Source organism: Mesorhizobium sp. WSM4810, assembly GCF_055811235.1.
On sequence record NZ_JBVVQV010000003.1, the window covers coordinates 278,911 to 303,012 of the forward strand.

The window sequence follows — 24,102 nt, forward strand, 5'->3', positions numbered from 1 at the left end:
CAGCACCGCCAGCTCATTGCAATATGTTATGGGTTCGAAACTTGTCCTCGACTATTTTTGCATAATCTTTTGTGGGATAGAGAATTTTGGCTTTTGCGATAGTGTTCTCCGCCAATGCCCTCATCGAAAAACCAGATCCGACATCGAACATACCTTCGATGACGATCTTGTCCATATCTTCGACAGTGCCGCCATTTGCTTTAATTTCTAAAAGCGCTGAAACAAGAGGTGTCGACCACAGCTCATCCGACTGAAACGCCCCAACGTTCTGATGTGCACCATAAGTTCTGCTGGGGTCGTACGCGGCCGCTGCGACGTCAACCCGGCGCCCGCGCCAGCAGCTGGCTATCGCATCCCAGGGGAACACTTTGCCTGGGTCCGGCAGGTGGCCAGACTGCATCTTCATTCTATAGCTGACTGCCCAATAATCTCCGAAACCCTCGCCGATTGCCCCGGAGTCTCCTCCAAACCAGTTCGGGTTGATGTGGTTGTGGATAGCATGTCCGGTCTCATGCAAAATGACATCCGCATCCTCGTTGTCGTCGACGCAACCATGGCCGAAGGCGAGGCGGTCGGAAGACGGAACATAGTGCGAGTTGTCATCTCCATTCACTCCATCTGAGTCCACTGCGATTGGAACCGGAAACAGGTCTGCGTCACCCTGGTATCCAAGCTGTCGCAAGTATTCGATGGATGTCGATATGAAGTAGTAGGACATCACATCATTGAATGCGTTGTCTCCGCGAGTCGCTGTCCACGACCCCGAGGAGGTCGAGGGCGGTACCCGCCTCCCCCCCTCTCCAGGCTCGAAGTCTTCAATTCTAACATTGGGCCCACTGAGCAGAAAGACCCCGTTGGTTTCCGTGAGACCCGAAAGCACCACCTCCGAGTATGCTTGCGCAAACGCGGTTCCATCCAGACTGTCGGTAAGGTTGCCATCGTTCAAAATTGTCACGGGGTTTGGATTGAAAATTAATGCTTTGGCCGAAGCCGCACCTGCGCTTGCCTGCGCAGCCTTATCAACCGCGCTCGCTTGCTGCACAAACGCAGCCTTGAGGTCTGCTGGACGCAGAGCAGGATTTACGGGTTGCGGCTCAGCTCCTTGCTTGTTTTCTTGAACCCGCCTGTCGAACTTCTGAATGACGTCTCCGTTCTGCGCGTTGACATGATATTCCCAATATCCGAACGGTTGCTGTACCCCAACACGAACGACCCAAACCAGCACTAGGTCGCCGTTAACGTGCAGGTACGATTTTTCTACCACGGGGCCTTCGAAAACCTCGCCGGATGGCTTCAAGTCGTTATTCACAGCATCTAGCGCTTGGTTTTGCGAGACAGATGCAGTTGTCTTCATGCTGGCTTTGTCGGCTGCTGGCACTTTGAAGACGCTAATTGTTGTTGATTTGACTTGGCCGCTAGTGTTCATCGCCACGCCGACCCTGCTCTGTATGACTGGGACCCCGTCAATGGTTTGCTCGTATTCGGCAACCACGCCGGTCAGGCTGCGCCGGACATCCTTTAAGGATAAGACTGCGGCATTGTCCTTGAGCGCAAAAACATCCTGGTTGCCCCCCATAAATTGACGGGCAAGAACATCGAAGTCGCTGTCGCTTTTCGGTGCCGCGGTGTCGGCGACGGCGGGGACTGTCAGGTCATCCAGCGACTTCGCGGTTTCTCTGCCAGGCATGGCCGGCCGGACGCCTAGATCGTCGATGTAGATTTCGTAGGGAAGCTTGGTAATTGACCGTTCCGACTGTGCAAATGCCGCCCCGCTCAGGGCGGCGCAGACCGAAACACCAAGCACTTTAATTCCCGGCACTGTTCTCATGACTGCTCATCCCTTATTACCTGCCCTAAACAAGCCCGCAAATAGAGCTCACCGAGCCAACCATTAGCTTTGCAACTTCAAGAAGCTTTTCCTTGCTTATTTTGTCGACCAGATCCGTCGAGTCATGGTAGAACGACTCGTCACCGCCTTCGTCATAAAGCCCCACGCACGCAAATCCTGCCGCCTCAAACGGCATATAGTCGCTGCTCCAAATGTTTGTGTGAGAGACTTCAAGTATCGAATAGTCGGCTGCCGCTTGCGCCATTTGCAGGGCAAAGCTTTTGGCCGACGCGTCATTTTCGGGCCTTGCATTTCCTTGGTCGAACTCGATTACGATGTTCGGCGGCTTGCTAGCGGGCTGGAAGCCGACCATGTCGAGATTTATCACAAGGTCTATCGGCCAGCCTTCCGCAGCAGCAATCGCCGCACAAGCCTGCGATCCGATAAGCCCCTGCTCCTCTCCGCTAAACGCAACAAACATGACACCCCGTTCGAGCGGGACAGACGAAAACACCGAGGCAAGTTCCAGGACAATTGCAACGCCGGAACCATTGTCATCGGCGCCAGGGGCCATCGTGCCCGGTGTCTTGGAAATGGAATCATAGTGCGCGCAAATCAGCGCAAAACTTTCGCTAGCGCCCTTCTTCTGTCCTATAACATTATTTAGCTTCTGGTCCGCCGGCATCATAAACTCCTGGCGGCGAACCGAAGCCTGACCAAGGCTGCCGCTCATCTTGCTGGTGACCCAAGCTTCCGCCTCGCCGATCTTGCCATCCAGGGAGTTCCGGCTGCCAAACGCCTGAAGTTCTTTGACATTTTCAAAAAGCCTGTCAGCATCGACACTTTGGATCAAATTCAGGATTCGATCGTCGAGCTTTTTGCTTTTAGACAGATTGCTGGGAAGCCGGCCCTTTGCGAGCTCACCCTTCTTTTCTACAAGCGGATAAGGTGTGAAGGTCTGTGCGGCCGCGGTATGAAGCGAGCATAAGGCTGCCCCCATCCCTGCGATGAACTTCCGCCTATGGCACCGCATTTGCGCCCTCGCGACAAGGGGTTGGCCGGCATATGGGCAACTATGTTTGTGCTCAAGCTTGAGACTAAGAAATTACATGGGAATGTCAATAAGCTTTACCTCGCCATCTTTGTTGCGCTATTGTTTCATATAATTGCTAGCAACAGGAGACTGGCTTTGCAGCAATATTCTGTGCCGGCTTTGCAATGCTCTGAACCCAGATGGCACGCCGCAAAGCTGGCGTGGCGGGCCAATTCAACTTTGTCCTGGCTTGCGAAGTAGTGCTGGTGCCGAGCTCCCGAAAGTGTTGCCGCGCCAGTTAATTCCACCGTTGCCCCGATGGCTGGCGCGGCGGCATGCTGATCTGTCTCCCGCCGTAAACGAGGGGCTTTCCGTCTTCTGGCCGCGCGCACTATTTTGCAGTGGCAAGAGGAAGGCGATCTGCCGGCTACGCAGGCGCACTCCACTTCGCCGAGGCCGCCAGAGCCCATTAATGTCCAGTTCAAGGAGGACCAATCGCGCCTGCGCCGCGGCCACGGCGCCACAAACGAGGCGGTGGTCCGCCACCTCGCCCTCAATCTCATCCACACTATGTCCGGCAAACAATCCATCAAGGGCAAGCAACTCGCAACTTGGGATACCGGCTACCTCATGACCGCCCCTTCAAGCCCGTTAACCTGGACTCGTTGCCCTGACTGCCGTACTTCTCTTTTGCAAGAATGTCAGTTACGCTGCTGACATGGGACCCATCCAGCTCAAGGCTGTTGAATGGGCTTTTGCAAGTTCTGGATAGGACGGTCGAAGCCGGGCTGGGGCTTTTCGATATGAAGGCAGCGCGAATTTCGGGCGCGCGAAGCTCGAGGGTTCTTCGTTGCCAAGCACCGGTAGGGTGCGACTTCAGCGGATGAACGGGAGGCATTCTTGAAACACCTTAAGTGGATTGGAATTGCACGCGGTCTGTTCCTCGCCGCTGCTGCAGCAGCATCAGTTCACTGCCTTTCTGCCAGCGCTCAGGAAAAGATGCCGACGGAACGTGAGGCGGCTTCTGTAAGTGGCACGTCCGCCGATTCGGCAATTGCCAGGGTTTACCTGTCCTTCGAGGGCGGACTTGTTGGCAGCGACATGGCCGCAGCTATCAACGCCTTCTCAGGATCGCAAATTCTGCCCCTGAGGCTGCATAAGCCTTTCGCGACTACGGGCTTGTGCGCGGTACTTGTGACCGAGTTGCAGGTTCCTCAGGAGTTTTGCAGCGCGGACTTGATCAACGCGATTGCAACGCTCAACCGGCGGGCGGGCGCCGTAATAAGCCCGGACGCCATCAGCAGCACTTACGGCGTATTTCTTCCGGCGGTTAGGGCGAGCCAAAAGACTGTCAGCCGATTGTTTGACCTATCCAATCCTGCCGAAGCCGACAGGATTGGGGTCCTGCTTAAGAATCCCGCTTGGAGAAATGTCATTGAGCAGCATGTCGACAATGTTTTGGAGCAATACGGCAAGCAATTCAGCGAGCCGCCTCGGGTGGTTCAAATCGCTATTATGCGAGTTAGCTGGGAGTTCGATATTTGGGATGAACGGCTCATGCCGGAAACGACCTATCTTGCCCAGCAGCTGTCTACCCGGAATCTTGCTGTTTCCGTTGAGCGGGTCGAGGGTTTGCACAAAGGGGTACACTCGCCCTATTCGGCCCTCGCGCACTTTACAAAATGGTGCAGCCCTTCACCGCCAGCTGGTGCCGAAGGCGCATTTGCTGATATCCCCGGCGAATTCTACAGTACCTCTGCAGTCGTCCAATGCGAGTCCGACCATCCCCCGCAGATCATGGTGATGGATAGACCGATCACTTATCATCCTGATATTGCACCGGCACTGCCGAAGCAGCCGGGCAGCCAAGCACCAGTGTTTGCACCAAAATGCGCGGAAAAGCCATTTGAGCTTTTGCGCGATCACGGGACGATGCTGGCCACAATCCTTGCCAGCAGTGAAAACGGCTATGGCTTTAAGGGGATCGCGCCGAAGGCTAAGCTCATTCCGTTTGTCTGGGCTGAGGACCAGGTTACTCAAAAGCAGCTACAGGATTTCATCGAGGGCGTGTGGTCGCCGTCCGAACCACAGGTCTATCTTTTCGCGAGCGACTTCAAGCCATTCGGTTCCATACCAAAACCTGACGCCGACCAGTTCACGCGTGAAACAGCAAACAAGATTTGGCGAACCAATGAACAAGGCGGATGGATCGAGCTGCTGGCCGACGAACTCGTCCGGACGAGGCCGGAAATCATCAAAGAATTGTTCCACCTAAAGATCTTGCTTGTGGCATCTGCCGGCCAGCCAAAAGACCAGTCGAATGGAAAGTCGATTGACTGGGAAACACCCATGTCGCCACAGAATCTTGGCGACTACGAGAATATCCTCATCGTTGGCGCTTGTTCCAAATGTGAGTCCGACATCGCGGAGATTTGGCCTCGCTCGAATCGGGGCAAAGACCCCCGTTTCGTAAGTCTCCTTGCACCAGGTGGCGGAGACATCCCAACCTACATAAGCCAAAACGAAGTCGGAAAAACGACGGGGGGAACGTCGGCTGCGGCTGCGTTCGTCGCCGGGGTGGCTGCCAAAATGGCGGCTTGCTACCCCTCATCCTATGCCGTACGGCCAGGAAACCTGAAAGAACGCATCATTCTGGCGTCGCGTCCCACATTCCCCCAAGACAACTATGGGCAGGCCGTCGCTGGTGGCGTGCTTGATCCCTCGGTATCGATGCTCGACCCGAAGAGGACATGGCTGAAACTCGCAGCGCGGCCTGATGTAAAAGCTGTCGAATTCAAGAGGTGGTGTGCCGGCAGGTTTGAATTCCAGGATGAGGCAGGAGTCGCACTGGACTCGTTCAACCTTAAGAGCGCGCGCCGTGCAACGGTAGTGGGGACTAAGGTGGTTTTGCAGAGCGTTTCCGACCTGGCGGACCTTCACCCGTCCACCTTGCGCAAACGAATAGTGCATCGAGCGGCAGGTGTACCGGCCGCTCAGGGGCCAATAGCAGTTGTCACCGACCAAGGCGTCGATTGCGCGGTAACGACCGGGCGCCTGCAGGATCTCTTTCTAAACAAGGCCTACGCTGAAGTGGGTATTTGCGAGGAAAGCCTTCCACTATGCGAGTAATATTTTTCGCACCGGCAGCCGCTGTCCTCGCCCTCCTGTGTGCCACCGCTCCTTCGGCAGAACAGGAGGAAGCAGTTACAAGTTTCGGTACTTTTTTCACACCGCAGGACGCCAGGCTTAGCAAAGCCCGCCCAACCCTCACCGTCTCACAGGTCCAGCCGGGAAATAAGCCGCGCTATTATCGCTTGCGGGTCAAAGTCACCAACCCGCAACATGCCGAGTGGTCGATAACGATCCGGTCTCCGGTGGGTCAGGTGCTATCAGCATTCGATCAACTAGAGGCGAGCTGCGAGGATGAGTCGGGCTGCTGGACCGTCCGGGTCGGCTCGAATCTTCCGACTGTGCAGTTCTCGACGAATTCGGAGGCAACCGCTGAGCTGGTCGGTGCGGTCTTCATGCCGGATGAAGCCAAGAAACCCTTCTATTCGGAAATGGAGGGGAGTGTGATTGAGGCAATCCCGGCAGCCACCTTTACTAACGACGACGACGGACGAGTGATTTATGAGCTGGCCGACAGCCTCGGCATGTTCATCGGTTCGGGCAAAACGCTGTTTAATACAACGGGCAGCTGGTGTTGCAGCGGCACACGGCTAACTGAAGACCTATTCATGACCAACTGGCATTGCGGCGCGGCCAGCGGGATGGAAGACAGCGCTTTCTGGAAGGATGATGTAAAGGACAGCGCTTGCGTTTCGGGCTTTGTTGACTTGTCTTGGGATGGGGATGATTTAGGAAGGGAGTTTTCCTGCGAGAAGGTGGAGTTCAAGAACAAAACCCTCGATGTCGCGATTTTGCGGCTTGGCAAGCTAGCTGACGGCGCCGCGTTAAGCCGGCCGCTGAGGCCGCCGGTCCTTTCACTTGAATCAGTTGCTGCGGGCGCGCCAGTCACGGTACTACATCACCCGGCTTGCAAGTTGAAGTCGATAACGCGTGGGTGCACTGTATTGAACCCCGCCGTCCTGTCTTGGCCCGAAGCCGGTCCCAGCACTGAGAAGACAGATTTCACCCACAATTGCACTACGGAACGAGGCAGTTCGGGAGCTCCGGTATTTTCGGAGTCGATGAAGCTGGTTGGGCTTCATCATCTTGGAATAGACCCGCGCGAACCGGGAAACTTCGCGGTCAGCCTGCAATCGATAATGAACCAGCTAAAGTCGGAAAAACCCGCACTGTACGGCGAGATTACGGGGGGCCAGTAGAATGCGAAGCCGGCAGGCGGCGCGCGCTTGACTCGTGGCAGTTGTCGTCATTCCAGCGTATGGCGGAAATCGAGAACGGGCCGGGTGCCGTAGTGAACGTGAAATCTGGCGGGGCCTTGGGTAGGGTGGCCGAGTAAACTCGTACACGAACGTTGGGTCAAACGAGTGAAACCAGAAGTAGGGATAGGCCAGAAACGCGAGCAGCAAATATCCTTGCGATGTATCCATCTGGCTGCTCTCTAAATATTACCGCAATTTCGACGCCTTTGAAAATACTCTCGCAGGTCGGCGCAAGTTTGCAACCTTTGCGTCACAGCTTTTCCGGAATGGAGATAAGAGCACGCCGGCCTTGCCTCTGGCCGAAACCTCATCAGTATCTCGCTGCCGCGTTCGTCGGTAACTCGAGCGTGCACCCTATCGTTCAATTAGTTAAATTGCGCAGCGCTGCTGAACTCGATATTTGGACACGGTGGATGGATCGACTAACCACTAGGCGGTCGCTTGCTGTCGTAAGAAGGAGAGCGATACTCGGAGCACCGCTTTCATCGATAGCACGAGCCAGCCCACTAAGTAACTTTGCGGTGGTTACGCTATCTATTCTTATTGCGTGGCCACTGTGTGTGTGTTATCATTAAAAATGACCTTTGATACTTGAAATATCGCCTAGCTATGCGAAGATTTCGCATGCAAAGCTCAAGATGCGCGCGTGCATTTTGAGCCTTGACTGTAACCCAATCTTAAGCGGTTGCGGTCGGAATGTGGGATAGGCATGATTTCCCGCCGTCATTTTGTAATGACCGCAGCAACGGCAATATTTACGCCTGCAGTCCTGCGCAGCCGTCATGCCTGGTCTGGGCCCCTGCGTATCCGTCGCAACGCTTCCAGCATGGCGCCGACTGATCCCTTCTTTTCCGATTATGCTCAAGCTGTCGAAGCATTGCACCAATTGCCCGCTACCGATTCGAGGAGCTGGCGCGGTCAAGCGCTTATTCACATACGGCATTGTACCCACGGCACCGTCGATTTCGTTCACTGGCATCGCTGGTACCTCTCGTTTTTCGAGAAAATCTGCGGTGAAATCATCGGAAAGCCGGACTTTGCACTCGCCTATTGGGACTGGCAGGAAGATCGCAGCAAGCTTCCCGATCCATTCTTTGACGCAACGCGACTGGATTTGGTCCATTGGAATGATGAATCGAATGTTCAGGACGACAACTGGGACACCGATCCTGTGACAACAGTCGGGGCTCGCGGGATCGCAAAGGGCCAGACGATGGTGTCCGTCCCTAGGTTTGCCAATTCATTCCGCAAGCCGACGCTCGACAGCATTCGGGTTCAGACGTCCTTTCAAACCTTTTCACGCCTGCTCGAAGGGCAGCCGCATAACAATGCACACGTTGCAGTCGGTTCCCACGGCAAGGCGAACGGCCATATGGGTAATGGCGTGTCGCCGCTTGACCCAATTTTCTGGCTGCATCATTGCAACATCGACCGGTTTTGGGCCGAGTGGCAGGCGGCTGGAAACACATCGGCGGATCCGGGTAACTCCTACGCGCACAATTTTGCCGACGTCGCTGGCAACCCAGTTGCCGGCATCACGTCCACTGGCGCACTGGCGCTTTGGTTCGTTCGACTACATCTACGACACACTTAAACCCGAGGTGATTGCCGAGAACGCCGCCAAGCTCGGGCTGCAGAAAATCGCTGGCGGGGACGGCTCTATATTCAGCAAACTAGAGCTGACGCCACCAGCGCCAATCGGGGAGAGTTCTGTAGAAGGCGCCGCTGAGCTAAACGTCGAGAAGGCGATCAACGTCGAAGTCCCCGATCTAATCAAGACGCTTTCCAGCGTTCGGATTTTTCAAGCTCCCGAAGCACTCAGTGCCCCAATGAAGGCACTTGAGCAGCAGCGCATTCTGGCAAGGCTTGGGGGTGTCGCCGCTCCGCCCAACCGAAATATTGTGGTGGGTGTTTTCGTGAGCTGCCCCTATCTAATCGCCTGAAACCCCTTCCGACGATCCGCATTGTGCGGGAGTATTTTCTTTCTTTGGACCGGGAGGAGCTCACGCAGCTCATGGGTGGCGGGAGCGATGTGTATATCGATCTCTCGGATACTATGCGCACGCTTGCATCGCAGGGCCGTGTAATGGGCGACAGCATAAAGGTGCAACTGATGGCGGTGCCTGTTGGGGGTGATGTACCGGAAAATACGAATGTGATATTCAAGAAAGTTACAATTCTTTCCGCGTGACTAAATTCCGGCGAATTGTCCAGCTGAAGTAAGCTCGGTGCTGTTGTTTGGATGGGCTCGCAAGGCGATGGGACTGCAAGCACGCGTATTGTTTGCTGCCCTGCTTGCGTTCGTCGCTACGGCGATACCGGCAAGCGGAGAACCGGAAGGCGACGCAGGGAAAAAGCCTGGGCCGAACTGTCAGTCTACCATGACAAATATTGATTTGGCAGCTTCAAACATAGCGACCGGCCGGAGCGCGGTTGTTTAACCATTTGATGGCCGACGTTGCTGCGAAGCTTGTGCAACCGGTTATCACGCTGAAAATTACGCTCCGTCCTTTGAGGGTTAGCCCCCACGAGAAACTCATGATCCAGGTGGAGTTCAGCGACACTCCGCTTCCGGCTAGCGGCACCACTGTGGATGCTATCCCGGCAGACGCAGCGGGGTCAGCGTTCTTCAAACCGTTGCAGGTTGACGAAACGAGCGACGTGTTTCTTTCTGTGCCGAACCGCCTTAATTCTGGAATGCACCCGTCGACCCTGGTTATCGGGGTAACCAAGACGGACGGCGCGAAGACTCCGATCGACTCGGCGATTGAAATACTCGCCGTCGAGTTTTACTGAGCGCCCCAGGCGGCCGGCCCAAGCAACCTATCAAATGGGCAGGCGCCATTGTTAGGGTAGAAAACTGCTTCCGAGAATTCGGGGCCGCTTGGAGATGGGGATCGGATAGTCGACTGCATAGCAGGACCCGAAAACGACGCCTTTACAGTTATAAGAAACCGCCTCATCCTCGGCTTCCGGGTAAAATTTTGCAGGAGGTCCCATGCTCGGTTGCTCACCTGCGTTTTACTTATGCTGACGGCGGGTAACGCTGATGCTTTCGCCGCGTCGTGTCCCACCTTTTCGGGTAGCACAATGGATGTGGGCGGGCACGCTCAGGCGCAATGGCGCATGGATTATCCGGTCACGGCTGCGTCACAATTACCCTGGAAGGGCATCGGTTTTAGCAGCAACCCGAGACAGTATATGAATGCGGTTCTTTCAACTGCCCGCAACTCCTTCGCTCGGGGTGGCGGGAGGCTGATTGGGACCGGAAACGAGCCGTGGTGGATATCGCCATGGCTTGACTACACCACCAATGGCCGCGAGCCGCTGATGGGCCTGACGAAAGAACGTTCGCCCGATCCCGGTGACCTGGCGCCGGACAGCGGCGGTAGCTACCAAGTCTGGGCGGTCGGTTTCTACAATGCTCCGGGTGCCACTGTGCTTGGAAGCGTTTTTGCCAATCCATGCGCCGCAACGCTTCCTCCGCAGCTCAATTTTCCGGAAGGTACGGCCTCGGTCAAATTCTTGTTTACTGACGCCGACCCGGCAGATGTGACATATCTCCAAAGCGGGCCAACTTACGATGCGGTGATCGACGCGGCCGGTACTGGCGGTGCAACCCCCCCACCGCCGGTAGAAAGCCGCGTCGTGCGGCAGGTGCGCCTCCTGCAGGTCGACATTGCAGTCAAGGACAGCGACGCGACAGCTACCGGGTGGGTGTTTGGCACGTTTGCCTGGGTCGGTCCTGTCACTGGCGATGGCCTGTTCGATAATCTTGAGCCGGTTTCATTGCAGTGGGGAAATGATCCAAACGTTTACGATCGGGACGTACTTCAGAGCTGGATCAATCCCTCTCTTCACATGATCACTTATGGCTGGCCTGCGCGGCCGGTTTTGGGATTCAACGGCAGGGCCAATGGGCCGGCTGATAATATTCGTTCATCCTGTCTGTCGTGTCACGCCGCCGCTCGTACCCCCCGGTCGTCGCTTGGGTTACTTGGCTTCAGTTTCAATACGTCCAACATCAACAACCCCACAAAGGTTAAGCAACACGTTGACGTTTGGTTCGAGAACATTCCGGGAGGAGCGTTATTCAGGCCTGCCGAGCCCGCGGTCTCGGCCCTCGACTATTCGCTGCAGATCGAAGCGGCCATTTTTAGGATGTGCCGTGCTTGCCGCAGCGGTGACTTGCCGGGAAACACACCTCAAGTATGCATTGATGCCGGGTTCTATACCTCACAACAATGCACTCCGGCAGTTTCGCCGTTTGACGCACCTGGCAACGTGCTCAAGGAGCAGCTGCAGATTGACTTGCCACCGCGACAATAAAGCCGTTGCCACATCAGGTGGCGGACGCTGCTGAGATTGCGATGAACTATAATGCGCGGGTCGCGCAGCAACGGCTGTCGAAGCTAGTCGTCGGCAAATTGCAGCCGGACACATCGCGGTAAAAATGCCTGCTTGTTTGCTCTCGAGATGGCCGGCTAACGCTGACCGCTTTTCACTACCTGTCAAAAACAACTGTACCGACGTATCGGAATCCGTCCATGCCCGCGTTTGAGCGTATCAGGAAGGACGTGGGGGACACGTTTCCAATTACACCCTTGTTAATCTCAGTGGCCAAAGCTTCTGGTTCGCCGTTTCCGTAGTAGCCGTTTACTACTGCCATATTTCCCCTGTTTGCCTCCGCGACCTTCAGATGACCCGAAGACATTCGGCCAGCAAGCTGTGATGGGTCGGTGAGGACATCAACGAAAACGGACTTGGTCAGCGTTGCAGTCTTCTCGCTATCGCCAATCATTCCGCCTAGCAGCGTTGCTTCGGGGCCTTGAACAAGACCGGCGTCGCCCGATAGCTTCGGGATGATCCCAGTCATCATACCGTCGCTAGTGCTGAAAACCGGTTTTATGCAACCCTGATCAAAAGCAGCGGGGTCACAATTGCGCAATCCCAAAAGGTTCCAAACAAACTCGGAGCAATAGCTCTGAAAAGTGGAATTCGCATTGCCCAACGCTACGTCCGCCAGAAATCTTATCTCGTCCGGCGGGGTGGATATGCCGGGCAGTCCACGCTTGTACATTGGCATCCCGTAGTCGGTGAAAAAGCCGAACCGTGAAGGGTTCGACATAATGAGCCTTGCCCATTTTTCCAGATTGCGTTTTTGAACCTCATCAAGTTCCGGCCGTACGACGTGGATTGCGTCCAAATCTGCGTAATGCTCCGGCGAGTTAAGCGGGCTGCTATAGGAAATTGGTGATTCCAAAGTCATAACGAGCTCACCACTTCCTTCGGAAACGATGAAAGCAATTGCCGAATGGGATACCCCGAGCTGCATATGGGCATAGGCCAGTGTCTTATCCCAAAGCGGCCGAAAGCTAAGCAGGATGTCACCCGTTTGCACCAATTTGGACTGAGCCAAATCCACTGCAGCTTGCTTCTTGCCTTGGACGGATTTGCGCAAATGAATGACGCGAAAGCCGAGATCCCCTGAAGGTGCATTCATTTCAGTGACGGCAGCATTGGGCTCCGCTGAATCGCCCAACGTCGCCCAAGTCTGTCTGGGAGGCATCATGAACGAGGAGACGTCAAGTATCGCAGATCGCTTATTAATCTCCTGCGCAGAAGGGAAACCAGGGAACGCAAGAATGCAAAGCAGTGTCCACTGAATCAGCTTGTTCGCCGGCATGACTATTCCTCAAAACTAAATTTGAAGTCAGATGCTCTGACATCGCTGTCGCGGTTTCGCTCGACGATTGAAAGCTCGCCGTCCCGGCGGAGCCGGACGACAAACACCGAAGCGGCGTCGGGCGCGGGCAGTATCTCGTCTTTCCCTCGCACCAAGCCGACAAAGTCAACGTGCTGAATTTTATTCCCGGTATCCAGGACCGCTAGCACCCTTTTGGCGGCCAGATCGTCCATGACAAGGCTGTTTGCAGCCATCAAGTTCCGGAGACTGCCCGAGAGGCTGCTGGCGTGCTGCAACTCGACAGCCAGAAGGTCTCGGCTCAGGTCGGAAATTCTGCAAGGAAGCTGCGGATTGGGCGTTGGCTCGCAATCCGGCATATCGGGCAGTGCGTCACTCGACAGCTGAACCTCAACAGCCTGGCCGTGGCCCAGTTCCAGCTTTAGTTCTGATGTCCCCGCTGCGCTTCCGGACTTATCGGTCGCTTTCGAGCCAAACAGATATTTTGTGTGTTGCCCGCCCTTTCCATCGGCGCTTCCCGCGGTTAGGGCGATTTGCCCGATATCGCTTCCGGCGCCGGACTTTGCATCAGCTTGCATCCACGGCGGAAGCTGCTCTGAATGAGGTAGTATGGCCAGAGCCAGTGCCACACCATGTGGATCCTCATAGTTGATAACGACTTCCCGGTTCTCAGTTGCTGATGCGCTTGCCGCAAAGGCCAGCACCAACGCTGGAATGAGCCAGAAATATTTCTGCATCGCGCAGCACCTTTTTTCCGGATGGATGGTTACCTGTAAGTATCCCAAGTTGCTGAAAGTCTATGATTGAATAGTTTTTCCAATTCTGCAAGTGCTTTTGCGGCGTAGTGAGTGTATTGCCGTAAAGGCGGCGCCGTCCAGCAGTCTCAGTTTGGGTTGAGCTGCCAGAAGCGCTCGGCGCCCTCGCGCTGTGGGGACAAGGAATGAGGAAGATCGTTATGACGCGCCGATGCCGGCTTGCCCTGCACAACGAGGCGAGCATAGTCGTCGACGGCCGCTCGCTTGTCGAAAAGATAGGAATGCCGCGGACTGAAGGTCAGAATGTCATCATCCACAAGACGCGCGTCAACAAAATCGAAACCGGAGCCCGCAAGGGGCTTCGTCTCTGTGTTCTTGAAAAGCTGGTCGGCCCGATTGTTGCCAAGCCGGACCTTGTTGTGAAGCTGTCTCGAAACCCAGAGTGCCCTGTCTTCCTGCGAGAAGTAGATAGTCACATGCGGCGACAAACGCTTTAGCGCGCCGAGTTGCTGGCTCAAGACTTCGTTGGGTGTGTCACCGGCTGCAACGGTAACCGAGCGAAAAACACTCCCGTCCTCAGGGAGCGCGGACAGGGTATCTATATAGCCTAGAAGAACTCGCGCACCCATGCTGTGCGCCAGCAGATTTACGCGCTGGCGGCCAACGCTTTTCTCCACAAGGTTCATCAGTTTCCGGAAATCGGGCTGAGTGGCCTGGATCCGATCTTCGTCGTGGCTGTACAGAAGGGTCTCGCCCTCACTTGGCCAGCTGAAGATGACAATGGCACCGGAGAAACCTGTCTCAACTGCGATGTGCGCAGCCCGCCTGATGGCGTCGCCAAATCGGTTGCTGTACCCATGAACGAACACGAGGACGCCGTCAGTTGCCGCGCTTCCCTCATGCGCAAGCGCATTTTCGAAATCGCTCTCGGACGCGGAAAAGATTAGGGATTCCAGTGTGGCGACGTCCTCCAAATCATCGTCAAGCGAGCGTCCATTTTCTAGTTCCACTTCAACCGAGCCCAAAATTAGGCCACCTGTCGCGTGATCGATGCCGAACCGGTATTCGATATCTTCGGAAGGGTTGTCAGTTCGATTTGTCGCGAAAAATACTTTGCGCTTCGCCGCTGCCGCCCCTGCGCGCGCTTTCTGGAAGGCAGGGATCTGGAACGACTTGGCGTAGGCCACTGACAGGATTTCTGCGTCGGGTTTGTCTTCCCTGCCCGCCCAAGCGGCCAGTGCGCCGGCAAATACTTCGCTCTGGCGGCGGCCGTCGATGGCGATGATATTTGCACCCTGGGCGGCCAGGTCGCGGAGACTTTCGTCCTTGCGCGCCAGTGCATTTACATCCGATACCACCCCGGTGCTTTTGGCGGTTTCGGCCAGCAGTCCCCGTGCACGGGATGGCAAGCTGGCCCAGAATTCCTTTCGCGCAACAAAGTAAAATTCAACCGTTGAACCGGCGTCGGGTATCACAGTCTTGGTGACCGACGCGTAGCTTTTGTTGCCACCCTGTTCGGCCACGGCGTCAATCGTGCCACCCTTTAGCGCGGCTTCGACTTCCCCCAAATCAAGGTCCTGAGGTACCGCGCCGTAAGCTTCGAGGATCGCCTTCTGGCCAGGGTCTAGCGCTTGGATCTTAAGCCCGGCCAGATCGTCAACCTGATCGAGCTTGGTGTTGGATGAGATCAACCGTGGCGGTGCGTTCCAAAACGCAAGCCCGGCCAGCCCATTGCGCTCAAGGCTCGCCAGCTCAAGTGCGCCCACTTCACTGTCCTGGCGCTGACGGCTTCCCGAGACGCCGGCACCCGCTACATAAGACCCGACAGGCAAGGGCCCGCTGGACGCCGGAATGACCGACACATCGGCAGTGCCGCCAGCTAAACTTGACGTCAAAGCGCTATCACTGCCCAGCTCAACTTTCACCATTCGAAAGGTACTGCCAGCGTTCACACTGTCTTCGAACGCCTTTATGGCTGGGCCAAGAAGCTCTTCATATTCCGGTGTCGATGCAAACCTTAATTCAATTTCCTGGCAATTCGCGCTAGTGGTGAAAGCAAAGGCGAGGATGAAAGACGCCAGTAGCGCTGCGGGCTGTTTCCGTTTCATATGCTGCCTCACCGGATTACGGAACAAGTGTTCGGGATTTGAATTCCAAGCTACGAGGCGATGTGATCAATAATGCCAAGCTCAGTATTGGCCGCCTTACGTAGATCTGCGGTATACGGCAGCTTTCCAGTCTCACCGTCAACCGGAATCGACGCGACGGCGATGAACCCCACTTTGCTTCCGCAGGCTGATAGAAGACACTGGCTCCGAACCTGACCTTATGGCCGGTGGGATAGAGCCGCTAATCAAAAAGGGAATCATCGCAAGAAGCCGCAGGCCACGCTGCTCGTAGAGCCTCAGGGCCTTGGCGGAAACGCCGAGCCGCTTGGCGGCCTCGGACGGGCTCAGGAATGGGCAGGAAGCGCTCACGAATCACCTGATTTTGGTTGATCCTATCCTTATCGGGGGTGACCCCGGGGGCCGGGTCAACATGCTTTCGTACACGAATCTTCTTTCTTGCTCCAAAAGGGCAACTCAACGCCAATCCATGCCTCAGGCACCCATTGCGGCACCTTGCGGATCGTGCCGGACTCTACGTCGCTGCCGGCGGTGGTGTGGTCGGAAAACGTTGGGAGACTCCGGACCAGGATTGCTGGCAAAGGTGACGGTCCTGCTGATCGCCTCATGGCTGCCGCCGATGGATCTCGCCCTCCGACTGACATGAGCCCCCAAGCCGTTCGTTCCCTGTCCGCACCCCTCCGGATAGGGCCGTGTTGGCGCGCGAGCGTGCCCGCGCCACCCCGATCCTTTAGATTTTCCCTGCGCTGACACTCCGGTGCTGGCCTCTCACGACCGGCTTTTTCGGGTCCCGTCGGAGGGACGGTCCCTCAGAAGCAACGGAGACATCAAATGCAGAACATTGTCATTTCATTCTCGCCGGCAACATCGGCCAGGAGCCGGAAACCCGCGCGACCCAGGGCGGCACCGGCATTGCCCACTTCACCCTCGCCACCTCCCGCCCCCGCTACGCGGACGGCAAGGTCCTCCGGGATGCCAGCGACAACCGCCTCCAGGACACCGAATGGCACCGCGTCACCGTAAGCTCTAACATCATGCCCAGCGCTTAATCCAGCCGGTCTGCTTCTCCATCAAATGTGCGTTGTAGAGCTTGAGCCTTTGAGCAGCGTGGTGAACGCTTGAGTCATCTCGCGGATCGAAGGACCCTCACTTCAAGTCGAGAAGTTTGCCAAGCTCGCATCATGACACGTTTTGCAGGGCGTTTAATGACGCCTGGCCCAGAAGAGGTGCCCTCGCCACCGCTGAACCCGCCTGTACGTCAACCGGCGCATGGTGAGGAAATCATCGAACGCTTGCCGTTCCGCGTTCTCATATTCGGCGACCGCCCGCTCTCGACTCCCACTTGCGAGGATCGCGCGCGCCCAAGCCGACTCCCTTGCTCATCGCGGCGGGAACTCCCTGGCCGAACAAGGGGTCGTAAGTCGAGGCCGCCTCACCGATCGCAACCCAGTTCGGTCCAGAGATCACATTGCGGCGCGCTGTGTTCGCCGGCCAGCCCATGATTTGCTCAGACTGGTAACCGGCCGATCGCAAGCGTACGAACTGCGTCTCCTTCAACTGCTGATCGAAAAATTCTCGCCGCTTGGCCGCACCCTTGGGCAGCAGGTCGGCGTCAGTGAGGTAGGCCAGGACATTCATGCCCGTAGGAAGTGCTGCAGAAATACCACCAGCCCGCTTCAGCCGACTCGAGAATCAGGCGCTGATCCGGCTGCAGCGCAGGAGCCTGGGTGCACATAGGCAAGCATCGCCACTAGATTATCGACGAGAGATTGACGAGGCGAACCGGGGATCCTTGCTCGACCCGTCGCATGAATGATGAAACCGGTCCGCACCTCCTTCGGGTATCTACCGGTCCCCGCTTTCGGCAGCGCATAGAGGCCATTGTCGAGAAGTTCTCCGACATGCAGGAGGATCTCGCACGAGAGCGCAAGGCAGCAACTCGGCTGTGGGCGAAACGTGACGCCCAAATCCAGGGCGTCATCGAGTCCACGGTAGGCATGTATGGTGACCTCCAGGGGATCGCGGGAAAAGCAATGCTGGAGATCGAGAGCCTACAGGTTGGCCGTGGAAGGGCCATCCGATGATGAGTGATTCCTGCCGCAACCGCCTGCGTTGTCGACCTGCTACAGGGCGCAGGAATCGTCGCGTCGAGTTGCTAGTTTGTAGCTAGAGGCGCTAGCCCAGTGATGGGAGGCCAGTCATTTCTAGAAAATATCAATTGAATTCAGTAGGTTATATGGTGGGCGATGACGGGCTCGAACCGCCGACATCTTCGGTGTAAACGAAGCGCTCTACCAACTGAGCTAATCGCCCGCTCCGGGGCGGACCTTTAAGCAGTTAGGACGGGGTTCGCAAGGCCAAATGAGCGCGCAACGGCCTCGCCGCTGGTCGTTTTCGGCGGCAAAATCCGGCTTGTCAAAAAACCTTCTGCTGTTTGCTGTTATGCTGTCGCGCTCCGCTTGACACCCGGTGGCTTACGCCTTATCCACCGCCCCAACGACGAACACGGCTGACCGTGCTCGTCTTGCGCGGGTGTAGCTCAGTTGGTTAGAGTGCCGGCCTGTCACGCCGGAGGTCGCGGGTTCGAGCCCCGTCACTCGCGCCATTTGTTTCAAGGGGTTAGCTACCGCCCCTTGAAAAGTTTCAACTTTCATTTTCCCGAAAGTTTCAACTTTTTGTATTCGTTGCGTTCTTGGCCGAGCAGTTTGCGGCCTTGGCGGCGCGAGGCGTCGGCCGATCGGACGGCCGCGAGATTGACCGGCATGTAGGTTTTCTGCAGCGCCTTGTTGTCGTCGATCGAGTTGCCCATCTTGGCCGAGATCGCCTCGACGGAGGCGCCGCCGGCATTGGCCTCGACCGCGCCCGATCGCCGCATGTCCATGAGGCGACGCTTCTCCCCTTCCCCGAAAACCAGCTTGCGCATATCGGCGAAGTCGTCGACCAGGGAGTCCTTCGTGTAAGGCACGCCGGCGCGTGGCCGGCCGCCCTTCGCGCCTGGCGCAAAGCCGCGCGAGCGGAAGATCGGCGCATCGTCGAGCAGCGTGACGCCCAATGATTCGACATAGGCCAGCACCAGCCTTTGCGTGCGTGGCGACAGCGTGCCGAACGCCGCCTCGCCGCTCTTGGTGCGCTCGATCAGGAAACCCCACTCCTGCGCCGTCTGCATGCACCGGAGAGGAGCAGAGCGGCGAGCAGGATTTGCATGGCTGGTGCCTACGCCTGAAGCGCTGGACTTTGCAACTGGCGGATTTTACATTTGGCGGGTAACTCATTGATATCTTGCAAGCGGGTTTTCGCCTGTTTTACAGACAACCCATTGGAATCCGGCTGAAGGGGCTAGCTTCCCAAGCTGAATGCTAGCCTTCGCCAGTGGGCGTAATGCCATGGCGCTTTTCCCACAGCGATTTTGCTTCGCTTTGATCGAGGCGGACCAAGGAAGCCTTCCCGTGTAGGAGATTTCGGCCCGGGTTACCCAGCTTGGGAAAGATATCGCAATGGTAGGGGTTCGGACCGTACGGCTGATCAGGCGCTATTGGTGTATATGCCACCCCAAGCGGCTCAACACCTACCTTGGTTTTCGGATCAACTCGGTTCATCGTATTCCGCACCGCAGAAACACCAATCGTGGACGCACCTATGCCGTTCTGAGACACAATACGGTCATCCACCAACACGTTCGCAGCGCTCAAAATCGAAAGCAATTCGACCGAGCAGCCTCCTTCCATAGACGTCCAAAGTTGAGGCGAGACTCCATAGCCTCCGCCCTCAACCTGAACAATGTGGCTGGACGTTTTGACTATTCTTAACAGGCCGTCATCGGCAGAAATCGCCAAGTCATCGTACCAGCTATCCGGATCATCATTTGGTTGCGGCGTTGGTGACAGCGTTAGCCCCCCGAGGGAAGTGTATAAGTAGCGCCTTCGCGAAGCCGTGTAAGGCTGCATCTCCCGATAGGGTGATAGGCTCCTGATTGGCAACCTTAAGAAAAAGGTGCCTAGTGTCATCGCTGTCGACGCCATAAAACAACGTCAAATACTTGCGATGCCATTCAGCTTGCAAGGAGCCATCCGCTCCAGGAATAATCTCCGGAAGCGGGCCTGAATAATCCTCCAGTGCCGACTCTAGTTCCGAAATGAATGCCTCGACCCTATACCTCGGCAGAGGGTCGGCGCCATATCCGTCCCAATCCTTCCGAAGGTTGCTTAGCAGACTTTTTTGGGAATCGAGCGACTTTCGCACCGCGGGGTGCAACCCTCGCTTAGCTTGCGGGTTCGCAAGCCAGGTATCAGCTAGTCCGACCAGCCCATATATGCTTCCCGGCGTATCAATCTGCCGCACAAACGTCTGGGGGAGGCGATCACTCCCGGCCCAACCAGGAAAAGTGCATACAACATCCGCGTCGGAAAGAGTGCCGGGCACTGTCCCCATAACATGGCGATGGCTGGAGCTATGAGGCGTCTCCACAAAAACCCACTTCCGGCAAAGTACCGTAGGGTCGGAAACAGGTTCAAGACCCCAAATTTCTGGTGCATTCTTGATTGTTACCGCCGCGTAAGGCGGATTGGCAACGTAGCCAACCCCGGTTTCGGCAGGGACATAATTATTGAGGACAGCAGCAAATCGCGTCGGCAGAGCCTGCGGCGTTCCAGGCTTGCCGCCAGCCGACGGACTCCCGCTGCCTCGGTCGAGAGTGAATGTCTTCACTGCACGACTGGCGAGAATGCCCTCGGAAACGTATTCAGGAAAAACGGTCATAGCCCTCAGATAATATCAACTGGGCCTCATTTACAATCTCATCGAGCATTGCGCCAAAATCCTGCGCTCGCATAGGCGTGTCAGGCGAGGCAAATACGTCTACGAACTGGGTGGCCATGTATGCCCCTAGCTGCTGAGTCATATTCCCTGGGTTCGCTAGGTCAACCTGCACTGCAACCCGCCGACCATTGGCAACACGATACATCCGGTTAATCGTGACGTTCGGGTCAACCGAACTGGTGCGCGGCACATTGGTATGGAAACTCACGTCTGTGGTCCCCTGAGGAACCACTAATTGGTTCGGAAGAAGAGAGGCTGCCTTTGCGACTGAGCCTCCTAAGTCAGGGCACTCTTCGGAGGTCTGAAAAACCACAGCAGGCCTCAGAATGTGCTCTCCACGAGACAAATTCTTTAGAATAGAAGTACCTTTGGCGACTGCCGAATTTGGCTGCGATACGGTTCCTAAGCTATTCGGGAGATTTTCAGGTGATCTAATGACAACGTCTATCCTGCTTAATTGAACAGAAACAATTACTTGCAAGCCGCCATCCGAACCTACCGCCTGGGATCCGGATCCCATCGGCAGTTGCTGGAAGCCATCGGGCATTTTACCGAATTCAGACTGCCAAAGGTCGATTGCCGTCCTGGTTGGGGGGCGCGTCGTGAATGCCACGAACTGCAGGTTGTCGTACATAATCGCCATAGAAGACCAATCGATGAAAAGATGCAGCAACCGTAATCCCACATGTATTGAAGAGTTCTTAGCAGCCATTCCACAGGGAAACAACGTCCTGTGGACGGCGCAAGGCGTTCGTCCGCTTCCAGTCGACCAAGGCAAAAAGCCCTGGCTGATCAGGCCAGAGCTTTACGGATAAGAGTTGCGTTATTTCACAAAGCCCCTGAGGCAATCCTAAGGGATCGGGCGAGCTTGGGGCAATTTCTTCGGACAGCTTCCTGCCATATGATAGGGACCGTTGAATTCGGGTGCGAACGATTACGGGCTCCCGCTAAACTCAGAGGCCGGGGCATTCGGTTTCAACTTTCACAGTTTTCCGTTGAATTCAGGGCGACTCGGATTCGAAACTGTCATTGAAACTTTTCGGTATTTCACTGGCCTGTCACGCCGGAGGTCGCGGGTTCGAGCCCCGTCACTCGCGCCATTTTCAATCACTTAGCTGATTGGAAATGTAAAAAACTCTGAATGCCGGACCGGCAATTCAGATATTCGGGTCGACCTTGGCGCCCGATAAATTTCAGCGCTTGGCCTGATTTTCAGAAACCTGTTCGATCTGGCTCATCACCGCTTGCGGATCGACGTTCTGAGCTAGCTGAGGCGGTTTCATCATCTGCCGGCGTTGGTACCTTCAAACGCTCCGTCAGGGCGGCGGTTTCGATCAGTCGCGTGGTCTCATGCTCGTTGAGCAGGCCGATCTGCAGATCCAGCTCGGCGCGGTGCTCGCTCAACGCTCCGCGAGCTGATGCTTGCACGTTCGCCGACCAAGCTCGGGCGCGGTTTCCGTGCAGAATTCCGGCCCCCGTGCTTCGCTGATCGGGGTCGCCTATTTTTGCCTCGGGTCTTCCAGGCCGATGCCGATCTGACGGAAACGGCCCGCCCGACGTTCGACGACGGCTTCGGCGAGCGAGCGGGCGGCATTGCGAACTTCTTCCTGGATTGTCTCGTCGGCATCGAGTTCATCATGGCTTGTAGCGTACGGCTTCCAGTAGCCGATGTAGCGGTCAAGCTCGGCGCTCGGGCCTGCCGGCGACAACTTCATGAAGCGCAGCCAGTCTGCGATGGAATGCCGCACATTCTCCGCACCTTCGACGTCGCCGTGCACGATCACAGAAAACAGCCTGCCTGCCAGATGACGCGGATAGTCCCACCCGGCCAGTTCGACCTGCTTTGCCTTTGCCGCATCCTTGCCTTGTGTCAGCGAGGGGTCTGGATTGCCACCGTCAGCGCAGACAAGCCTGTCCATCCTCAGTTTGACAGGCGAGGAAACCTGATACCAATTCACCGGCGAGATGATCATGATCCCATGGGCGGCGACCCACATCGGGTAGATTTCGTTCATCCAGTCCTGAACTTGCCCAAGCGAATGGTTGGGATAGCAGGAACAGGGCCAATGGCAGAGCGGAGCGGCCGTCGAAAAGCACGCCTTGCACGGATGGATGTTCCTCCCGTATTCGGAGGCAAGTCGCGACAGATCGAGAATTTCGACCGCAAGTTTCGTTTCCTTGTCGATGGTCTCACGGGCGATTTCGGCGAGCCGGAAACTCTTCGACATCTCGCCGGGACAGGTGTGCTCGCTGCGCGACGACCCGTTGATGATCAACAGACGCGGCGGCACCGTTAGATCCTCGTGCCGACGCTGCGCCTGCAGCACGGCTTCGTGCGCCGCAATCCAATCGACGGACAGATCGTAGTCGGGGTCGCTGAACGCAGGACCGGCTTTCCTCGTGATCGGGCTCTTGCGGGAATCCGCATAAGCCTGCCAGGCGATCGAAGCGATTTGCTCAATCGACTGGGCGAGCGGTTCGAACGCCGGGTCGACGAATTGCTGCTTGTACCTCGCCTTGAAGGCTTTCTCACTCAGTCTGGGACTAGCCATGCCCTTGCGAGGCGCCGGGGCTTTCCCGGCAAACTTGCCAACGAGACCAGCCATTTCCGAATTCCTTTCCCGAATTTCGTCCAGGAACGCGCAGGACTTTGCAGTGGTCTATTCACCCGTTCCGTCGGCACCTCCGTGGAAGAAGGATCGGATTTCCTCCCTGTCGATGCTGTCATCGCCGTCCTCGTCGACGGCGCTGAATATCCGCTCGACAAAATCCTGAACCTCGGTTTGAGAAAGCGCACCATCGCCGTCGGCGTCGACTATCGCGAACATCATTCGCATCCGCGCACCATGCATCATCCCGCGTCCCATATGGCGGCCGTCAGGCCTTCGGAAATCGCGATGCCAACGGTCGTCACCTCGTCGTTCTGCTCGGGGGCGGCGATGCTCCGGCATTCTCTCCTCCAGCATCTCGGTCATCATCTCACGCATCGTTTGGCGCATGGAGTCTTCGGTTGGCCCGCCTGGCGACGGCTGTGAACCTTGATCCTGCGCAGGTGCGGCGGGCGCAGGCGAGCTCGTCTGGGATAGCGCCGGCGAGGCCAGCATGGCCAAGGCTGCGGCAATTGCTGTGGTCTTGCTTGCTGATGTCATCGTGTTCTCCTTGGAGAATGGGTGGACCGAACGTGTCGGCATCCAAGCCAAACCCGCTGCTCCCCGCATGGTTCCTGGCGCGTTGGTTGATGTTCGCTGCATGTTGGTCCCGACGAGCAAGGAGCGAAGCGACGCGGCGCAGACCCGGGGTCCATTCCGTGACATCAGAGCGTCACGACGGTGCAGAACGTTTGATGGCGGCGGGACAGCGCCCCCCCCGGGGGGGGGGGGGGGGGTGGGGGGGGGGCGGGGGGGGGGGGCGGGCGGGCGGGCGGGGGGGGAGCACGGCGCGCGGGAATAAAAA

At 56.7% G+C, this 24,102-nt stretch carries 21 protein-coding genes, 2 tRNA genes and 2 pseudogenes; 10 read left to right on the plus strand and 15 right to left on the minus strand.

The genetic code is table 11. The features are described from left to right. Window positions 1-13 precede the first annotated feature (13 nt). A complete protein-coding gene (locus AC0L3O_RS06350; protein ID WP_473615170.1) occupies window positions 14-1,828 on the minus strand; it encodes a hypothetical protein in 1,815 nt (604 codons plus the stop codon). Window positions 1,829-1,853: 25 nt separating this feature from the next. After that, window positions 1,854-2,828 (minus strand): M28 family metallopeptidase, encoded by a 975-nt coding sequence (locus AC0L3O_RS06355; protein ID WP_473615171.1) that lies wholly within the window; start codon window positions 2,826-2,828, stop codon window positions 1,854-1,856. 933 nt (window positions 2,829-3,761) lie between these two features. Between AC0L3O_RS06355 and AC0L3O_RS06360 the strand changes: the two genes are divergently transcribed. The 7 genes from AC0L3O_RS06360 to AC0L3O_RS06390 all read left to right on the plus strand — a co-directional run bounded on the left by AC0L3O_RS06360 (window position 3,762) and on the right by AC0L3O_RS06390 (window position 11,578). After that, window positions 3,762-5,990 carry a S8 family serine peptidase gene (locus AC0L3O_RS06360; protein WP_473615173.1) on the plus strand — a complete coding sequence of 743 codons (2,229 nt, stop codon included), beginning with the start codon at window positions 3,762-3,764 and terminating at the stop codon, window positions 5,988-5,990. Then, complete coding sequence (locus AC0L3O_RS06365; protein WP_473615174.1) at window positions 5,981-7,189, plus strand: trypsin-like serine peptidase; 1,209 nt, start codon at window positions 5,981-5,983, stop codon at window positions 7,187-7,189. The genes AC0L3O_RS06360 and AC0L3O_RS06365 overlap by 10 nt, the downstream gene beginning before the upstream one ends. Window positions 7,190-8,075: 886 nt before the next feature. After that, window positions 8,076-8,843: a tyrosinase family protein gene (locus tag AC0L3O_RS06370; protein ID WP_473615175.1), complete on the plus strand. Its 768-nt coding sequence runs from the start codon at window positions 8,076-8,078 to the stop codon at window positions 8,841-8,843. After that, the gene (locus AC0L3O_RS06375; protein WP_473615177.1) at window positions 8,776-9,192 is read left to right on the plus strand and encodes a hypothetical protein; all 417 of its coding nucleotides are present in this window, start codon (window positions 8,776-8,778) and stop codon (window positions 9,190-9,192) included. The genes AC0L3O_RS06370 and AC0L3O_RS06375 overlap by 68 nt, the downstream gene beginning before the upstream one ends. Window positions 9,193-9,263: 71 nt before the next feature. Then, window positions 9,264-9,440: a hypothetical protein gene (locus AC0L3O_RS06380; protein ID WP_473615178.1), complete on the plus strand. Its 177-nt coding sequence runs from the start codon at window positions 9,264-9,266 to the stop codon at window positions 9,438-9,440. 347 nt (window positions 9,441-9,787) lie between these two features. Continuing rightward, window positions 9,788-10,045: a hypothetical protein gene (locus AC0L3O_RS06385; protein WP_473615180.1), complete on the plus strand. Its 258-nt coding sequence runs from the start codon at window positions 9,788-9,790 to the stop codon at window positions 10,043-10,045. A 330-nt stretch (window positions 10,046-10,375) separates the two neighbouring features. Beyond that, window positions 10,376-11,578: a hypothetical protein gene (locus tag AC0L3O_RS06390; protein WP_473615181.1), complete on the plus strand. Its 1,203-nt coding sequence runs from the start codon at window positions 10,376-10,378 to the stop codon at window positions 11,576-11,578. A gap of 175 nt (window positions 11,579-11,753) precedes the next feature. Here AC0L3O_RS06390 and AC0L3O_RS06395 read toward each other — a convergent pair whose 3' ends face one another. The 4 genes from AC0L3O_RS06395 to AC0L3O_RS06410 form a co-directional block, all read right to left on the minus strand. Continuing rightward, on the minus strand, window positions 11,754-12,935 hold the full coding sequence (locus tag AC0L3O_RS06395) for a hypothetical protein (RefSeq protein WP_473615182.1): 1,182 nt from the start codon (window positions 12,933-12,935) through the stop codon (window positions 11,754-11,756). A 2-nt stretch (window positions 12,936-12,937) separates the two neighbouring features. After that, window positions 12,938-13,690 (minus strand): hypothetical protein, encoded by a 753-nt coding sequence (locus tag AC0L3O_RS06400; RefSeq protein WP_473615184.1) that lies wholly within the window; start codon window positions 13,688-13,690, stop codon window positions 12,938-12,940. Between the two features lie 146 nt (window positions 13,691-13,836). After that, the gene (gene dctP, locus AC0L3O_RS06405) at window positions 13,837-15,816 is read right to left on the minus strand and encodes a TRAP transporter substrate-binding protein DctP (protein ID WP_473615185.1); all 1,980 of its coding nucleotides are present in this window, start codon (window positions 15,814-15,816) and stop codon (window positions 13,837-13,839) included. Between the two features lie 138 nt (window positions 15,817-15,954). Next, window positions 15,955-16,185: a MerR family transcriptional regulator gene (locus AC0L3O_RS06410; RefSeq protein ID WP_473615186.1), complete on the minus strand. Its 231-nt coding sequence runs from the start codon at window positions 16,183-16,185 to the stop codon at window positions 15,955-15,957. A gap of 500 nt (window positions 16,186-16,685) precedes the next feature. On the opposite strand from AC0L3O_RS06410, the pseudogene AC0L3O_RS06415 reads away from it, so the two are divergent. Next, window positions 16,686-16,853, plus strand: a pseudogene (locus AC0L3O_RS06415) (single-stranded DNA-binding protein); the annotation flags it as partial. A 289-nt stretch (window positions 16,854-17,142) separates the two neighbouring features. Here the strand turns inward: AC0L3O_RS06415 and AC0L3O_RS06420 are convergent. After that, a complete protein-coding gene (locus AC0L3O_RS06420; protein ID WP_473615188.1) occupies window positions 17,143-17,472 on the minus strand; it encodes a hypothetical protein in 330 nt (109 codons plus the stop codon). A gap of 209 nt (window positions 17,473-17,681) precedes the next feature. On the opposite strand from AC0L3O_RS06420, the pseudogene AC0L3O_RS06425 reads away from it, so the two are divergent. Beyond that, window positions 17,682-17,918: pseudogene (locus AC0L3O_RS06425) on the plus strand (DUF2130 domain-containing protein); the annotation flags it as partial. A gap of 153 nt (window positions 17,919-18,071) precedes the next feature. Here the strand turns inward: AC0L3O_RS06425 and AC0L3O_RS06430 are convergent. Next, window positions 18,072-18,147: transfer RNA gene (locus AC0L3O_RS06430), tRNA-Val, on the minus strand. Window positions 18,148-18,362: 215 nt separating this feature from the next. Between AC0L3O_RS06430 and AC0L3O_RS06435 the strand changes: the two genes are divergently transcribed. Further along, a tRNA-Asp gene (locus tag AC0L3O_RS06435) sits at window positions 18,363-18,439 on the plus strand. 45 nt (window positions 18,440-18,484) lie between these two features. Here the strand turns inward: AC0L3O_RS06435 and AC0L3O_RS06440 are convergent. The 7 genes from AC0L3O_RS06440 to AC0L3O_RS06470 all read right to left on the minus strand — a co-directional run bounded on the left by AC0L3O_RS06440 (window position 18,485) and on the right by AC0L3O_RS06470 (window position 23,798). Continuing rightward, window positions 18,485-19,000: a hypothetical protein gene (locus AC0L3O_RS06440; RefSeq protein ID WP_473534575.1), complete on the minus strand. Its 516-nt coding sequence runs from the start codon at window positions 18,998-19,000 to the stop codon at window positions 18,485-18,487. Window positions 19,001-19,190: 190 nt separating this feature from the next. After that, window positions 19,191-19,667 carry a hypothetical protein gene (locus tag AC0L3O_RS06445; protein WP_473534576.1) on the minus strand — a complete coding sequence of 159 codons (477 nt, stop codon included), beginning with the start codon at window positions 19,665-19,667 and terminating at the stop codon, window positions 19,191-19,193. 25 nt (window positions 19,668-19,692) lie between these two features. Beyond that, the gene (locus tag AC0L3O_RS06450; RefSeq protein WP_473534577.1) at window positions 19,693-20,589 is read right to left on the minus strand and encodes a hypothetical protein; all 897 of its coding nucleotides are present in this window, start codon (window positions 20,587-20,589) and stop codon (window positions 19,693-19,695) included. Continuing rightward, entirely contained in the window at window positions 20,573-21,322 is a 750-nt protein-coding gene (locus tag AC0L3O_RS06455) for a hypothetical protein (RefSeq protein ID WP_473534578.1), read from the minus strand. The genes AC0L3O_RS06450 and AC0L3O_RS06455 overlap by 17 nt, the downstream gene beginning before the upstream one ends. A gap of 539 nt (window positions 21,323-21,861) precedes the next feature. Further along, window positions 21,862-22,053, minus strand: a complete 192-nt coding sequence (locus tag AC0L3O_RS06460) for a hypothetical protein (RefSeq protein WP_473534579.1) — start codon at window positions 22,051-22,053, stop codon at window positions 21,862-21,864. 95 nt (window positions 22,054-22,148) lie between these two features. After that, window positions 22,149-23,255 (minus strand): flavodoxin family protein, encoded by a 1,107-nt coding sequence (locus AC0L3O_RS06465; RefSeq protein WP_473534580.1) that lies wholly within the window; start codon window positions 23,253-23,255, stop codon window positions 22,149-22,151. A gap of 54 nt (window positions 23,256-23,309) precedes the next feature. After that, the gene (locus tag AC0L3O_RS06470) at window positions 23,310-23,798 is read right to left on the minus strand and encodes an EF-hand domain-containing protein (RefSeq protein ID WP_473534581.1); all 489 of its coding nucleotides are present in this window, start codon (window positions 23,796-23,798) and stop codon (window positions 23,310-23,312) included. Window positions 23,799-24,102 lie beyond the last annotated feature (304 nt).